At 34.4% G+C, this 15579-nt stretch carries 13 protein-coding genes and 1 riboswitch; of the genes, 4 read left to right on the plus strand and 9 right to left on the minus strand.

Annotated features, from left to right (window positions below; genetic code table 11):
- Positions 1-8: 8 nt before the first annotated feature.
- Together J0N78_RS13995 and J0N78_RS14000 are read right to left on the minus strand one after the other, a co-directional pair.
- On the minus strand, positions 9-596 hold the full coding sequence (locus J0N78_RS13995; RefSeq protein WP_209123735.1) for a hypothetical protein: 588 nt from the start codon (positions 594-596) through the stop codon (positions 9-11).
- 56 nt (positions 597-652) lie between these two features.
- Positions 653-1090 carry a hypothetical protein gene (locus J0N78_RS14000; protein WP_209123736.1) on the minus strand — a complete coding sequence of 146 codons (438 nt, stop codon included), beginning with the start codon at positions 1088-1090 and terminating at the stop codon, positions 653-655.
- Positions 1091-1313: 223 nt separating this feature from the next.
- On the opposite strand from J0N78_RS14000, the gene J0N78_RS14005 reads away from it, so the two are divergent.
- Positions 1314-2120: an alpha/beta fold hydrolase gene (locus J0N78_RS14005; RefSeq protein ID WP_209123737.1), complete on the plus strand. Its 807-nt coding sequence runs from the start codon at positions 1314-1316 to the stop codon at positions 2118-2120.
- A gap of 87 nt (positions 2121-2207) precedes the next feature.
- On the opposite strand, the gene J0N78_RS14010 is transcribed toward J0N78_RS14005, so the two are convergent.
- From J0N78_RS14010 to J0N78_RS14035, 6 genes are all read right to left on the minus strand, one after another.
- Positions 2208-2987: an SDR family oxidoreductase gene (locus J0N78_RS14010; RefSeq protein ID WP_209123738.1), complete on the minus strand. Its 780-nt coding sequence runs from the start codon at positions 2985-2987 to the stop codon at positions 2208-2210.
- 124 nt (positions 2988-3111) lie between these two features.
- Positions 3112-4740 (minus strand): long-chain-fatty-acid--CoA ligase, encoded by a 1629-nt coding sequence (locus J0N78_RS14015; RefSeq protein WP_209123739.1) that lies wholly within the window; start codon positions 4738-4740, stop codon positions 3112-3114.
- Positions 4741-5233: 493 nt separating this feature from the next.
- A complete protein-coding gene (locus J0N78_RS14020) occupies positions 5234-5482 on the minus strand; it encodes a hypothetical protein (protein ID WP_209123740.1) in 249 nt (82 codons plus the stop codon).
- Between the two features lie 118 nt (positions 5483-5600).
- Positions 5601-6443 carry an adenosylmethionine decarboxylase gene (gene speD, locus J0N78_RS14025; RefSeq protein WP_209123741.1) on the minus strand — a complete coding sequence of 281 codons (843 nt, stop codon included), beginning with the start codon at positions 6441-6443 and terminating at the stop codon, positions 5601-5603.
- 325 nt (positions 6444-6768) lie between these two features.
- A complete protein-coding gene (locus tag J0N78_RS14030; RefSeq protein ID WP_209123742.1) occupies positions 6769-7161 on the minus strand; it encodes a (2Fe-2S) ferredoxin domain-containing protein in 393 nt (130 codons plus the stop codon).
- Between the two features lie 257 nt (positions 7162-7418).
- A riboswitch (cobalamin riboswitch) is annotated at positions 7419-7627 on the minus strand.
- Positions 7628-7878: 251 nt separating this feature from the next.
- The gene (locus tag J0N78_RS14035; protein WP_209123743.1) at positions 7879-10647 is read right to left on the minus strand and encodes a P-loop NTPase family protein; all 2769 of its coding nucleotides are present in this window, start codon (positions 10645-10647) and stop codon (positions 7879-7881) included.
- A gap of 343 nt (positions 10648-10990) precedes the next feature.
- On the opposite strand from J0N78_RS14035, the gene J0N78_RS14040 reads away from it, so the two are divergent.
- Positions 10991-11299: a hypothetical protein gene (locus tag J0N78_RS14040; RefSeq protein WP_209123744.1), complete on the plus strand. Its 309-nt coding sequence runs from the start codon at positions 10991-10993 to the stop codon at positions 11297-11299.
- A 165-nt stretch (positions 11300-11464) separates the two neighbouring features.
- Here the strand turns inward: J0N78_RS14040 and J0N78_RS14045 are convergent, their stop codons facing one another.
- Positions 11465-12484, minus strand: a complete 1020-nt coding sequence (locus tag J0N78_RS14045) for a potassium channel family protein (RefSeq protein ID WP_209123745.1) — start codon at positions 12482-12484, stop codon at positions 11465-11467.
- Positions 12485-12816: 332 nt separating this feature from the next.
- Here J0N78_RS14045 and J0N78_RS14050 point away from each other — a divergent pair, with 332 nt between their 5' ends.
- A complete protein-coding gene (locus J0N78_RS14050; RefSeq protein ID WP_247747317.1) occupies positions 12817-12996 on the plus strand; it encodes an aspartyl-phosphate phosphatase Spo0E family protein in 180 nt (59 codons plus the stop codon).
- 983 nt (positions 12997-13979) lie between these two features.
- On the plus strand, positions 13980-15413 hold the full coding sequence (locus J0N78_RS14055) for a carbon starvation CstA family protein (RefSeq protein ID WP_209123746.1): 1434 nt from the start codon (positions 13980-13982) through the stop codon (positions 15411-15413).
- The last annotated feature ends 166 nt before the right edge of the window (positions 15414-15579 follow it).

A 15579-nucleotide genomic window follows, 5' to 3' on the forward strand; every position in this document is an offset into this window, starting at 1 on the left:
TATAGTTTTTATGCTTTTAATTCACTAGAACGTTCAATGTACTTATTAAAAGGAAATAAGACATTTTTCACTTGCTTCGTAAATATATTAATCATACCTCTTTGATTTTCATGAATGATGTTTATTGTTGCTTTTACATTTTCAAGGAATTGAATTCGACTTTGCTTCCTGAATTCAACGTAATGTTCAACAGACTGAATATATCTTTCAAAATATTCTCCGCTGCTGTATGCTCTAAGTGGAACCTTTGAAAGTTCTACTGCTCTTAACTGGAAATTATCAACCATTCGATTGATTTCTTCATAAGACTTTACCGGAAACAAATATTGCAAGCTTGTAGTAGAGACTAACAATTCTTCACGAGCGACTCTTTCCCATTCGCGCTGTTCTTTAACAAACTGTTCAAGAAGTTCCTTTGCATTATTTTGATTTCTCTTGATGTTCTCTACTAAATCCTTAACTGATCGAAGTAAAGCTGCTTCACGTAAACTTGCACGTTCACTCCATGCATCCAATTCTTGCAATGACTGTTTCCAAAATAAATCTAAACTTGTCACACTTTCTTCGATTACTTCTAAGTCTTTTTCTTGACTCATTTTTTAATCCTCCTTCAGTCGTTACTTCCCATTTTTTTAGAAATTACATTCAATCATCATGTGCTTGCCGTTAAATCTTTCAATTCTTCGTTTAATTGCTCTAGTTCTGATTTTGGCCTTAGGAATTTCGCTCCCCTATCAAGTGTAGTTGTATGATCTTTTAATACATGATTGAATTGCTTTAAAACTTTCTTATAATGTTTCTCTATTTGTAACAGACTGAACAGTTCCTCATCTAAAGAATCTGTTTTTTGCTCCATCCTTTTAAATTGATTTGCTATCATCGCAACATCATTTTTGGTTGGAGCGTCTATTGCCTTAAGCCAACTTTCTGCTAGTTTTCTTGTTTCTAATACTTGATCAAGATGCAGGTCTAAAGATTTCCCACACTTAATGATATTTTTCGGACAGTTAAAGGTTAAAATGAGATGTTCGTTCCACTCTTGTTCTAGTTGTTTAAATTGTTCAAATGCTTCTACTATCATATCTTTCATCTCTTGTGCCTCATTTAAATCTATACTAACCGGTTAGTATTTTACTAATATCATATACTTAATTTATAAAAATATCAATTCTTAATTTTCTAAAAAATAAACCTTAATACAAAAATTATAATTTTAGTAAAGCTTTTCAAGTCGAAAAGTTCTTGCATTTATTCTCTAATCATATAATATTTAGGACAAGTTCCTGATTTTCCAAAATAAGGAGGTTATTAAAATGCCAACTACTCATTCAAACGGTTGTGAAATTTACTACGAAGTACACGGACAAGGTGAACCATTATTACTGATTATGGGACTCTCCCATAACTCATTATCTTGGTTCCGGACATTACCAGAGTTAGCCAAACATTATAAGGTGATCATTTTTGATAACCGTGGCTGTGGTAAAAGCGATAAGCCTAATACTCCCTATTCGATCGAACTTATGGCTGATGATGCTCGCTCTGTCCTAGATGCTGCTGAAGTGGAAGCTGCACACGTTTACGGAATATCAATGGGCGGTATGATCGCTCAACGGTTAACATTGCAATATCCTGATCGTGTAAAATCACTCATCTTAGGATGTACTACTGCTGGTGGACCGAATCATGTTCAACCATCTATGGAAGTATCAATGCAAATGATGGCACGAGCTAATTCACCAGCATCTCCAGAAGAACTTGCTTGGGATAGTGCTCCTATTCTTTATAGTTCGTCTTTTATCGAAGCGAACCGGGTAGTGATTGCAGAAGACATCAAAAAACGAATTGAAATCCCTACTCCACCAAATGGATACATGTTACAGCTCCAAGCTTGCCTCGCTCACAATACAGACGAAGAACTAAGTAACATTAACGTGCCAACACTTGTAATTCATGGTAATGCTGATGTTCTAGTACCCTATGAAAACGGTGTAAATCTAGCAAATAAAATAAAAAACGCCCAGTTTTTAACGGTTCCAGGAGCAGGACATCTTTATGTTTCAGAAGCTACTGACCTTGTCAATCGTAAGGTGCTCAATTTTTTATCTGCCCAAAAATAGTCTCAGATTCCTTCATTTAACGCATGTCCTACTTACAAAAGTTGCCAAAAAGTGCCAAGAACATTTCTTAGGCACTTTTAATTATTTTTAGATCACAGCAGCACTTGCTCCACCATCTACAACTAGTACATGACCGTAAACATAATCAGATGCTCTTGACGCCAAGAATAGCGCTGCGCCTTTCATATCATAATCTGAACCAAAACGGCCTGCAGGAGTATGAGCTAATAACTTTTCGCCAGCATAATCAAGGACACCTTTTGCCATTTTAGTTGGAAAAAAGCCTGGTGCAATAGCATTTACATGAATATTATGACGAGCTAGTTTGACTGCGAGGTCTTTAGTAAAAGTAATGACAGCACCCTTACTTGTTGCATAACCAATCGCATCCATAACTTCTGGATCTTGCCCACCGTAACCTGCAATAGAAGCGATGTTAATTATTTTTCCATAGCCTTGATCAGCCATCACTTTTCCAACTTTTTGTGAGAATAAAAAGATAGCTTTTACATTTACATCCATTACTTTATCCCAAGCTTCCTCTGGCATTTCAAGTGCAGGTGATCCCCAAGAGGCACCACTATTATTAACTAATATATCAATTGAACCAAATTCTTTAAGAGTTGTTTGAATAACAGCATCAATTTCATTTGGTTTCGTTACATCACAATGTAAAGCAAGAGCTTTAACTCCTTTTTCTTTTAAGCGTTCACTTACTTGCTGACACGCTTCAAGCTTACGAGAACAAACAACAATATTGGCACCTGCTTCAGCTAAGGCATTGGCAATTTGTTCTCCTAAGCCTCTCCCACCACCAGTAATAATTGCTGTTTTATTTGCTAGATTAAATAATTCTTTAATGTCCATTATTTATTCCTCCCATTAGTACAGGTATCTGATATTTCACAACTTTTTCTAGGCTTTGAGGAAGCCCCCATAGGGTTGATAATACTGAAAGATTTTTGGGGCTTACTTCCTGCCATCTTATCTTTTAATGAGACCTAGCTACTTCCTCATCACGCAATGCGCGTCTTAATAATTTACCAACTGCTGTTTTTGGTAGCTCATCTCGAATTTCTACAAACTTTGGCACTTTATAAGGAGCTAACAATGGTTTTGTAAATAGGATAATCTCTTCTTCTGTTGCTGTTTTTCCAGCTTTTAAAGTTACAAATGCTTTTACCGTTTCACCACGGTACGTATCTGGTACCCCAACAACGATTACTTCTTGAATAGCTTCATGTTGGTATAAAACTTCTTCAATTTCACGTGGGTATACATTGTAACCGCTTGCAATAATCATATCTTTTTTGCGATCTACAATGTAAAAATAGCCATCTTCATCCATACGGGCCATATCTCCTGTGTGTAACCATCCATCTTTAAGTACTTCTTCTGTTGCTTCAGGTCGGTTCCAATACCCTTTCATCACTTGCGGTCCTTTAACTACTAATTCACCAACATCTCCCACTGGAACTTCTACAACCCCGTTTTCTGTTTCCTTAATGATCTTAGCTTCTAAACTAGGAAGAGGAATTCCGATACTTCCAACATTTCTTTCACGGAAGGGTGGGTTAAAATGTGTCGTTGGTGAAGCCTCTGACAATCCATATCCTTCGCATAAGTTACAACCTGTCCGTTTTTCAAATAAGTGAAGCTGCTCGATTGGCATTGCTGCTCCGCCACTATTAAAATATGAAACTTTATCAAATCCGTAATCTTCTAAATTCGGATGACTATTTAATGCAACATACATCGTAGGAACTCCAGAGAATTGGAATGGTTGTTCTCGTTTCACCTTTTCAACAACTTCCTGTACATCAAAACGTGGTAATACAATTTGATTGCATCCTGCCTTAAAACCTAGAAATACGTTACATGTTAATCCATAAATATGAAACATAGGGAGTACACTCATTATTTTTGGATTATCTGGAAATTCTATTGCTCTGAACATAAAATCATAAATTTGTTCAATGTTAGCTATTAGGTTCCGATGTGTAAGCATTACCCCTTTAGATACCCCAGTAGTACCACCAGTATATTGAAGCATTGCAATATCTTCAGCTGGGTTTAATTCAACTCGCGGAGGTGCTTCCGCTTGAATTTGTATAAAGTCATCAAAGTAAAAATCACCTTCTGTTAGTGGTATCTTTTGTTGTTGGAGACCTACAACAATAATATGTTTAAGGTTTGTTTTGGCTTGTATTTGTTTTACTCGCGGGTATATGAGGTCTAATACCACCATATATTCAGCTCCAGAATCTTTTAACACATGTTCAATCTCTCTTTCAACATACATAGGATTGACTTGAACACCTATTCCACCAAGACGAGAAGCACTAAAAAGTGAAAAAATATAATGAGGTGTATTTGGCAGCATAATTGCTAAACGATCTCCTTGTTTAAAACCAATACTATGTAATGAAGCCGCATACTTTTCTGAAATGCCATATACTTCATTAAAACTAAAAGTTTTATTATAAAAAGTAATGGCAGTTTTCGGCCCATATTCTTTTACTGAATTTAACAGCAAATCAGTAAGTGAGATCTCGCCAATTTTTGTGCTTTCACCAATTTTTTCATCATAATGTTTTAACCACGGTTTTTCACTGTACATTGTCTATTACTCCTCCTTAGGTGAGGTACTTGTCTACATACTAACCGTTCAGTTAGTAATATTCACAAAATACCAACTAATATTTATCAAAATAGTTCTATAATTTAGATTATTAATTCTATTAGCCGTTTTGTAAATAATAGATTTTCGACAAAAGCTTCTTTATTTTGTAGTATCTTGTCGATTGAAGATTTATTATTAGTAGTATTAATGCCTTATATACCCCATGCTCATCTTAAAAAACTGATACATAAATCATTAAAATTTACATCGAATTTTGACGTAAGATTTTTAAAGGTTTCTACTTTCTTTTATCACCTTATTATCTATTCAATAGTAATTATTTTTTCCTCAAGGGTATATTTAGCCATAGAAAAACTGCACCTCCAATTGTTAGATAGTGTCCAACAATTGGGGTGCAGTTCATTTCCAAGCGTTTTGTAAGCTAAATGTTATTTGAGTTTAATTGAAATGTAAGTCTCTTATTTCTAAATTAGCCGATTTTTTCTTCGTTATCACCGGTATCTAAAATAATTCGTTTATTTTCCACTGGAATAACATCTTGCTTTTTCAAGAGATATAACAGGTGCTCGACTGGCATCGAACCATGGCCTTTGTTATTTCCTAATATAAATTGAACAATGTTTCGATTTTGACGAATAACAGTTAGTGTATCTGCTGAATTAAAATGACCTTTTCTATCTTCAGAAATTTCATATTCAGTTCCTAATTCAATATTCATCCGGGAGATCTCCTTTTTTAAATTCTCCCTGTTAGCATTCCGTAAATTTCAATTACTATACATAAAATTTTCCAAAAACTTTATTTGATGAAAATCAAATCATTATTTTTATTGTCTCTCAATAGTTTTCATTGGTCGCGGTATTATATCCCACCTGAATATTTTTTCCGTAAAAAATTTCATCCATTTCTTGTTTTAATTTTTCTGTTATCTCAACAACTTCTCTTGCTTCTAACTTTTCCTTTTTGTAACCAAATAAATAATTGTTTATATCAAATTCTTTTAAACGACATTTTGTATGGAAAATATTTTCTTGGTATACATTAACGTCAATCATGTCATACAAGCTTTTCACTTCATCGGGTATGTAATTTTGTATAGAGTTAATATCGTGATCAATAAATAACTTATTTCCATCTATGTCTCGTGTAAATCCACGAACCCGGTAATCCATCGTCATAATATCCGTTTCTAACGAATGAATTAGATAGTTTAGTGCTTTAAGAGGTGAAATTTCACCGCAAGTTGAAACATCAATATCGGCTCTAAAAGTACTGATACCTTCCGTTGGATGAAATTCTGGGTACGTATGAACTGTGATATGACTTTTATCCAAGCCCATAACAACTGCCTCCGGTAGTGGTCCAGGTGATTCATCAAAAGAAGACTCAGTCGGAACTTCGACTACTGGACCTTCAGATACTAAAATAGTTACACTAGCACCTTGAGGTACATAGTCTTGTTTAGCAACATTTAATACATGGGCACCAATAATATCCGCAACATTTTTTAATATATTTGTTAAACGATCTGCATTATATTGTTCATCAATGTAATCGATATAGGCCTTTCGTTCTTCCTTCGTTTTTGTATAACAAATATCGTACATATTAAAACTTAATGATTTTGTTAAATTATTAAATCCATGTAGTTGTATACGTTGCTCTGGAGTTAGTGTCATTAAGCCTTCCCCCTTCTCGATAATTATACTTAAATATTTATCTCATGATTTCTATTTACTCTTTCCCCGTATCAAGATGATGTTAAACTGATTAGTCTTATCATACCCAATCTTTTCTATATAAAACAGCTTCGTACTCGTTTGCTATTAATGATTTGAACACGAGAAACTTTATTAATTGCTTCGACATTAAAAAAGACTACTTCTATTGAAAGTAGTATTTTTTAAAGCGCATTATTTGAATTATAGTCATCCTAATCATCATAGCCTTTGATGCGAAATTTAAGTATCCCTACTCCGTAATTAGTTTAGTACCTATTTATCATCATAATAATTTTGAAACTTTCTTTACTCGTTCACGATCTTTAAAGTCACCAACTGGTACATCTGCCTGTCTTTTAAAGCCATCCCCATCAAAACAATGACTTATTTTGTTATTAAATTCTGCATTCATCATTAAAGATTCAATGAGTTGAGGGGCATCTTCTGGATTTAAATCTTTATACCATACACCCTTTGGGTAGGCTATTAGCACACATTTATCTTGACACCGGCCATTACATTTTGTTCTTGTCGTATGGATAATGTCATCAAGTTCTCGGTCAGATATTTCCTTCCTTACTGCTTGTGTAAGTTCCTCAGCTCCAGCTTTATTACAACTGCTTCCATTACAAATTAATAGATGATGTTTTGTTTCCGATAAATCCCATGTCGCCATTCCCATTCCCCCATTTTTTAATAATCATGCGCTGTTAAAAAGTACAGTCGATTTTCAACCAATCCGTTATACTGAATGGCAGACGAGACTCAAAAATGCACCATCGATCAGCACAATAGCAACCGAATTTCAACGATGTACTTTAACACAGCAAAAATTAAAAAAGCATTCCTGACTTCAATAAAGAGGTCAGAAATGCTCAGGTAAATCATAGTTATCCGCATACTAACCACTTCCCTATCAATCCCGTAGGTCAAACAGTGATGTTAAAATAGGCAGGTCTCCTGACTTAGGGCTTAGCTTTCAGTCCTTCCCGGTATTTCCCAGTGGATTTTCTGAAAGTTTCAGTGGATGTACTGAAACCCTATACAGTGGCGGGTCCGTGTCGGCTTTGAACCGAACTTCCCTTTTAAGCTGATAAAAGCAAAGCAAGCTTTTATCTAGCACCTATTCTCTACATTATGAAGTTTATAAACTATTAACAATATGTACTTGTTGTTAATAGTAGACGTAATAAAAGAAATTGTCAATACACAGTGTCATTCTGTGCAGTTAAAATAAGCGGGCCATTTTTAGTTATCGCCAATTTCTTTGACAATTATTTATTACTAATATTATATACTCTATAACTAATTATTGCATTTAAGGATGAAAGGAATTTGTACTAGGTCATCGCTCATAAAATTTACATAAACATTATTCATTGATACCCACTTCTTAAGCAAATGAAGGATTATGAGTTGTTTCCTTTTGTATCCATTCGTATTGTCGTAACCTCACATTGAATAATGTAATCGGATCAAGATATTTTTCAGGGTTAGCTTTAAGCTGTTGTAACGCATCTTTTTTATCTTGAATATCTTGTTGTTCTTCTTCTACAACTTCTTGTAGAACATTGAAAGGCTCGCTATAGAACATTGTGATATCACGTTCTAAACCTTTTTCAAACAATTCAAATTGGAGAATAAATTGTTTCGAGATCGTTGCCGCTATCTTTTCATACTCCCCGTTTTCGATAAACTTTTTGTACATATTACATAACATCGTCTTATTTGGACGAAGTGTTCCAAACAGTTTTCCAGCACTTTTAAGAACTAATTGTGATGGGGTTTGGCGGTTTAAAATATTCATATTCTCTAATTGTACTCCATTAGCTAAACGACTGGCATCACGGCCCCAATCTTCAAGAACTTTAAAGTCACAATTCAACTTCAACCGCTGCTCCCCATACATCTTATTAAAGCTCTCACTCATTTCCTCTAAATAATCTTGACTTTGGTAAAATTCTTCATTTGCCATATCAATCCAGCCTTGAATGGCTTTTGAAAATCTTGGTAATATCGTGTGCTGGATATAGTTCTGAACTCTTTCGTTCATCTCATGATTGAGCTCAATATGAATTTTCCGAAAATCACTATTTTCTTTGATGAGTGCCGAACAATCCCTTAATAATTTAGGGATCGTCGTTTTAAGATCATGCTTAATATCCTCTTTTATTGTATGGTAAGTATTTTGAATTACTTTTATTTTTTCTTTTTCTAAATCACTTAACTGTAGGTTAGCCCCATTTAATTTAGAGACGATGTCTTCTTTCCAGATTATCTCTTCTACTATTTCGTTTTCTACTTCAACTCGTCTTTTCAATAGATACGTGAGGGCCTCTCTAATATAAAATAACAATTTCTGATTTCTTTTCTCAGGTCGCACATTTTGGTTAAGAGCCACGCGAATAAACTCCGATAAATCCTTAACTTGCTTACTACTTTTATTGTGCTTTGAGTACGGAAAAATCTTTGCTTTAGGGAATTGATCAGAAATCCTTACACGTATTTCTTCGACCATTTGCGTTACTTCTTGTTCATGGTAGATCGCATCTGTTTTTAATAGGAAATGGATCGGTAAGTTCGGAACAAGCTCTTGAATTTTTAATAATAGATCACGTTCTCTGTCAGTGAATAGGGTTGTAGCTGTTAATACAAATAACAAACCATCTACTAAATGAACAAATTTAAGCTCCTCATTTTTATTATTTTTGATTGCTTCATACGAACTTCGATCAAAATCAGGAATATCCATAAGTGTCAACTGGTTTTCTATTAAAAATTTACTTGGTAATTTAAAGTGAATGAGTGATGTTTGTTGGTTATTCGTTTCTTCTTCCTTCCATTCGGCAAAATCAATCAAACTCGGTACTTCTCGAGTAGTAGTCTCAGTTATTTCATCAATTTGAATTTCTTCACCATTACTATATAAGACAACTGTTGAAGATGGTGCAGCTACAATATTGCCACCTAGTAACGAATTGATAAAAGTAGACTTTCCATTCCCTGTCATTCCGGCAACTAAAAGTCGGATTTTTTGTGGATTTGAAAGCTTTTCTACGACCCACTTAAGGCGTTCATCAACCTCTATCTCATTGTCTCTTGCCCATTTTACAATTTCCTCAAACAGTGCCAAGCTTCGCTCAATATTCGCGATATCCTTTTTTGAATCGTATAGGACCTGTTCAGCTTTTTCTGTAATCGTAGCATTAAATGATTCTTCAAAAATATCATTCCATGCTAGTACAGATGTAGCTGCAAATAATGAATGCACAGGATCGGATAAAATTAACCAGTTGGTAAGTAAGTTCGGTATGATATCAGATATTTCATTTATATAATACTTTCCACTAACTAATTCAAAATATGTTTCCTGATATTTGGCTGATACATTTGGCCATGTTGCCGAAGGATCCAACTCAAGACTTAAGAATAAACGATCAATTTCACTAATCCATGAAAAATAGAATTCAGTTCCTTCATAGCTATTCCAAAAAGATACAACAAGTTGTTCAAAACGAACTGGATTGACACGATATAATACTTCTAAAAGCTCAGAAAAATAATCAGGTGGAATTTGTTGGGTAAACCCTTCGTCCACATAGTTTATAAGAATGTCAAACCATTCTAGATATTCAGTACGAATCGCCTCATTAACTGCGAGTTCAATTGCACTACTCCAATCACGGTAGTTTTCAAAAAATGCTCTTGCTATTTTTGTTACATTAGGATAATCAGGGTTTAAGTAAACAGCTCTCTTAATAACTTCAGCTGCAAAATCAAGATCTGCTTGTTCGTTATATATCGAAAATAATTGCAGTGCAACTTCAGTATCCAATGTTAAGCTTTCACTACTTATCGATTTGTATAAATCCACTGCTGTTGATAATAGACCAAGCTCATAATATGCATCGGCCATATTTTTCTTTGCCCAAAGCTCTAGCTCGTTATGTATTTTCTCCCATTTAAAAATAGCCGCTTCATAATCTTTATTATGGAAATAAACTTCTCCTTGCGAAAAACGGATATAAGAAAGATCTGTTTCTTTACTTCTTTGTTCATCCATGTATAAGTGACCAAGAAATTGTACAGGAGCTTGGTTCGCTCTATCTATAATTAAACTTTCAAAATATTTCTTTTGAATAAGCTGCATTTCTAATGTCATATCTTACCCCCTAAGAATGAGTTTTTAGTAGAAAGAGCTCGTCACTCTCTTCTCTACTTCAACAATATTCAATAAGTACCTTCCATAAATAGTAACAAATGTTCATTTTACAAAGGTTTCAATTTTATTTCAATTTGACGTCAATCTATGTAAAAAAACCGCAAACCAAGAGAAACTTCAAAAATAACAAAGACTTATAAAAACTAATCAAGTAACATCGCAAAAGTTGTAAAAGTATCCAATGAAAGTGTTAAAGTTATGGATTGACTATACAAATGAGATCAAACTGCGTAAGATGGCAACTGTATCAGCATTACAAATTTCACAAGGAGGTTTTTTCAAAATGAAAAAGCTATTATTAACAGCAGCATCAACTATTCTTGCCATAGGAGTTCTAGCAGCATGTGGGGACCAAAATATAGAAGATCCTACATTAAATAAAGAACCCGACTTTGGAACAGAAACAGAAGGCAATACGGGTAATTTTGAAGAAGAACCTGCGATCGAGGAAGGTACAGAAGGTGAGCTTCCTGCAACTGAAGAGGAATCTGATGACATTAATTCGGATTTAGATATGGGTGATGAAGGAGAAGAATCTTTAGAATTTGAATCTGAAGAAAATGACCAAGTTGAAGAAGACATCGAAGGTTAATCAATAGTAAACGATTATAATACACTTTTAACAAAAGATAAGATAGAGCGAATATAAAAGCTTCCTAGCCAAACAATTATAATTGAAAAGCTAGGGAGCTTTTCGTTTTTTACTTCAATTTATTTACTTTCATCCAATCATCTTAAATAATTTTTCCTTAACTCATTATCTTTCCTGCAATGACTGATATGTTTCTTTATTACAAATGATATATAATACCGCATCGTCTGGAATCGACTCATGTAACCTTCGATTGATATTTAATTGATCACGATCAGCAATCAGAGTTGCCCCATTTGATAGCAACTCCTGGAATGCATCGTTATAAGTAACCCAGTTTGCCTTTTTAGTAACTTTGTATAAATCTTCACCGTGCTGTCTGCTGATGAGCTGAGAATAAACTTTACTTACGCCTTGATACATCGCCGAACGAACGGCTAAGCTAGAGATTGTTTCTTGAGATAAAATAAACTCATCGACTTTTACATGTGAAAAATTTAAAATGTGCTTTTCGGTCATTACTTCTACTGTTGTATGTACACTAGGAGCTAATCGCTCAACTGTGATTGCCACTAATAACGTCTTCGCATCTTTTAGAGATCCATTTTGAATTGTGTCATCTGAAAAAACGATCACAGCCCGAGCTTTTTCAATATTAGCTTTTTCAAACGTCTCTTCTTCCGTAGGATCCCCTTGTATATAGTGAATTCGGTTATTTGAAACATCCATCGGTGCTTGCTGTAATGTATCAATAATAATCACTTCTATTGCTGGATCAGAATCGAGAATTTCTTTTACCGCAAAATCTGTTTTCTTTCCCCAACCAATGATGATTACGTGATTTTCATTTGTATAACTCAACTTACCTTCCTCCCTTTTTCTTCTAAAAATCGTAAATGCATCAACGATTTTTCCTATCACAACCCCAAGTAATCCAATCCCAAATAAATACATAAAAATAGCAAACAATTTTCCAGCCAATGTGACAGGAGAATAATCACCATATCCAACTGTAGAAAATGTTGTCATAACGAAATAAAACGTGTTAAGTACACTTTCAAATGTATTAGGTTCTAAAAGGTACATGATGATCGTGCACATTAAAATAAAGATTAGTGTTGTTAATAACAACGTTACATTTTTCATTTTGATTAAATTAAGACTAATTTTTAGAAAGAAATGCAATGTTGTCCCTCCTTCCTTTTTAAAAGAACAAACGAGAGGAACATATCCCTCGTTTACACGTATCTATCATTTGGTCAGGCATTTGGAAGTATTGTTGTTCTCATTCTCTACACTTACCACCACTTTTATTTACGAAACACTTTCGGTATGGTTTCAAGTTTTTAAATCTTCGGTGTCAATTTGTCGTACAAAGAAGCTTTACCTTTAGATAAACAGATGAACTAGGTCATATGATGGAGAATTTTGGTGAATTATTTTTTCTTCATTATATAGGATTTAAGTACCTATATGTCGAAGTATTTAATTATTTAAGGAAAGAAGGATGGATTAAAATGACTGAGTGGGACTACATAGAAATGCCTACAAGTTTAATGCAAACAATAGAACAAAAAAGGTCAGAATTGGTGAGCTTCGCAATAAAATACGGACTCTCCTCTGAAAAAACGATTAAAAGTAGCCAAGAACTAGATAAACTGTTAAACACACTTGAAAAATCAAAAAGTTTTCATTAACTGAAAGCAACCGTACCTTTAATTCTAAAGGAGCGGTTGCTTTCGTATGGCTTAATTGTTATTAACTAAAGCGTTTTATTATTTAATATTAGGCTCTTTTCTCATAGATTGTTGCTTTTTGCTTTTGAACCGTAAGCCAAGCGAATGCTTGGCTCTTCACGCATAGCGTGAAGGTTTTGAAAATGAAATAGCCGTTCAGACAAATGAATTTGTCTTGAAAAGGCTATTTCATTTTCAAAAAAACGGTCCAAAGCAACAAAGTTTACGAAAACAGCCTAATATTATGATGTTGAAGCGCCAGGCACTTAGCGCTTTTCACTTCCCCCTACTTACTTTTCCTTAATTAATTGTTTCTAGTAACCTGGCTCTAAACTAGAAGTATCGACTTGAACATTATAGTTAACTTGTTGTGATTTTCCAGCTTGTACATTCAGGTTATTACTTGTTATAACTTTAATACCCTTTGGATTTCCATTGAATTTAACTTCGAAACTTAACCGTTTACTTTTATTTGATAGGTTTTTTACTTCAAAGCTTTTCCTTTACGATTAATTAAACATTTTGCTTCTTCTTACGCCATTACAGACAAGACAATACCAAGCATCATAAATAATAACCCAATAGTGATAAAATTATAAACTCCACTAAAGGTGTTTGGTAATGTTTGATCCTCATTTGTAGTTCTAGACTCATTCTTTTCTTCAGAGTTAATTGGGGCTTCTTCCTCTTCTGAAGTTGCTGGGTATTCTCCATCTTCCGGAGCTTCTTGGTCTTCTCCGTCAACCGGTGCAGTAGGCTCTTCTCCTTCCTCTGGGTTTGACGTGTCTTCTCCTTCTTCCGGTAATGATGTACTATTTCATTCATATTTTGTATTTACATAACAATAAAATTTTTCAAAAAATTATTTACACTTCTCAAATACTTTAGTAAAATAACGGAATAAATTATACTTGAATAGTAAGTAATTAAAGGAGATTACACTTATGATCACGTTTATAGCCGCTATCACATTACTCATTTTAGGTTATTTCTTTTATTCCAAAATCGTTGAAAGGGTATTTAGTATCGACGATCAACGTACTACCCCAGCTTATGTAAAACAAGATGGACTTGATTTTATGCCAATGAGTTGGGCGAAAGGAAGTTTAATTCAACTATTAAACATTGCTGGACTTGGTCCCATTTTTGGAGCAATTATGGGAGCCCTTTATGGACCTGTTGCATTTATCTGGATTGTTGTTGGAGCCATTTTTGCAGGTGCTGTTCACGATTACTTTGCGGGAATGATGTCGGTACGCCATGGAGGAGAACAATATCCTTCAATCGTAGGTCGTTATTTAGGAGGAACAACAAAAACAATCATTAATATTGTTTCAATAATATTAATGATTTTAGTTGCTGCTGCATTTACTGCCGGACCAGCACAATTACTTGCATCAGTAACTCCCCTTAGCTTTACGGTGTCTATTTTCATAATTTTTAGTTATTTCTTAATCGCGGCATTGTTACCTATTAATAAAATAATTGGACGAATTTACCCTATATTTGGAGCGATTTTAATTTTTATGGCATTAGCGATTGGTATTGGTTTATTATTTCAAGACCAACCTATTCCTAACTTAACAATTGAAAATTTACATCCACAAGAATTACCTATTTGGCCTCTCATTATGATTACGATTTCGTGTGGAGCAATCTCAGGCTTCCACTCAACTCAAAGTCCAATCATTGCGCGAACGATGAAAAAAGAAAGTGATGGTCGAAAAGTATTTTACGGTGCGATGATTGCAGAAGCAATTATTGCAATGATTTGGGCAGCTGCAGCTATGACTTTTTTTGGTGGAACAGACGGATTACAAGATGCACTAGCTAATGGTGGTCCTGCTGGAGTGGTAGACTTCATATCTAAATCGATGCTCGGTACTCTAGGTGGTATCCTTGCAATTATAGGTGTTATTATACTTCCTGTTACAACCGGAGACACTGCGCTGCGTTCTTCTAGAATGATGCTTGTCGATTTATTGAGTACCTTCTGGAAATTAGAAGAAAAATGGAAACAGTCGTTACTGGCGATACCCGTAATCATTTCAACATTTGCTTTAACACAAATGGATTATTCTTTCTTATGGAGATATGTAGGCTGGACAAATCAAGTCGTTGCGACAGTTATGCTTTGGACTGCTGCCATCTATCTATTACAAACTAAAAAGTTTCACTGGATATGTTCAATCCCTGCGTTATTTATGACCGGAGTAGTAGGAACTTACATCTTCTATGCGCCAGAAGGATTTAGTCTCCCTTATCCACATTCTGTCGGAATAGGAGTTGTACTAATGGTAGTTGTCGCGATCTGGTTTGTTTTACAAATTAGAAAAAACACTATCCGAACAGTAAAGGAAAATTCTAAAGTTGCATAACTGATTAATAAACAACATTTCAAAAAAATTATAAGGCGGTAGGATAAAAAATGAAACATCCTGCCGCTTTTTGATTTCCAAAAACTAGATTTAATAATCCCATACTCCTTTATATAATTTAATTGTAAAAGCAATTAACTCTAATATTACATTTCTTTCATTTAAT

The organism is Alkalihalobacillus sp. BA299 (genome assembly GCF_017745675.1).
GTDB lineage: Bacteria > Bacillota > Bacilli > Bacillales > Bacillaceae_F > Alkalihalobacterium.

Coding starts and splice junctions, on each gene's coding strand:
- J0N78_RS14015 (WP_209123739.1), bottom strand. CDS start 4,740: ATGTACAGTGAAAAACCGTGGTTAAAACATTATGATGAAAAAATTGGT.
- J0N78_RS14055 (WP_209123746.1), top strand. CDS start 13,980: ATGATCACGTTTATAGCCGCTATCACATTACTCATTTTAGGTTATTTC.
- J0N78_RS14000 (WP_209123736.1), bottom strand. CDS start 1,090: ATGAAAGATATGATAGTAGAAGCATTTGAACAATTTAAACAACTAGAA.
- J0N78_RS14010 (WP_209123738.1), bottom strand. CDS start 2,987: ATGGACATTAAAGAATTATTTAATCTAGCAAATAAAACAGCAATTATT.
- J0N78_RS14030 (WP_209123742.1), bottom strand. CDS start 7,161: ATGGCGACATGGGATTTATCGGAAACAAAACATCATCTATTAATTTGT.
- speD (WP_209123741.1), bottom strand. CDS start 6,443: ATGACACTAACTCCAGAGCAACGTATACAACTACATGGATTTAATAAT.
- J0N78_RS14035 (WP_209123743.1), bottom strand. CDS start 10,647: ATGACATTAGAAATGCAGCTTATTCAAAAGAAATATTTTGAAAGTTTA.
- J0N78_RS14020 (WP_209123740.1), bottom strand. CDS start 5,482: ATGAATATTGAATTAGGAACTGAATATGAAATTTCTGAAGATAGAAAA.
- J0N78_RS14005 (WP_209123737.1), top strand. CDS start 1,314: ATGCCAACTACTCATTCAAACGGTTGTGAAATTTACTACGAAGTACAC.
- J0N78_RS14040 (WP_209123744.1), top strand. CDS start 10,991: ATGAAAAAGCTATTATTAACAGCAGCATCAACTATTCTTGCCATAGGA.
- J0N78_RS14050 (WP_247747317.1), top strand. CDS start 12,817: ATGACTGAGTGGGACTACATAGAAATGCCTACAAGTTTAATGCAAACA.
- J0N78_RS13995 (WP_209123735.1), bottom strand. CDS start 596: ATGAGTCAAGAAAAAGACTTAGAAGTAATCGAAGAAAGTGTGACAAGT.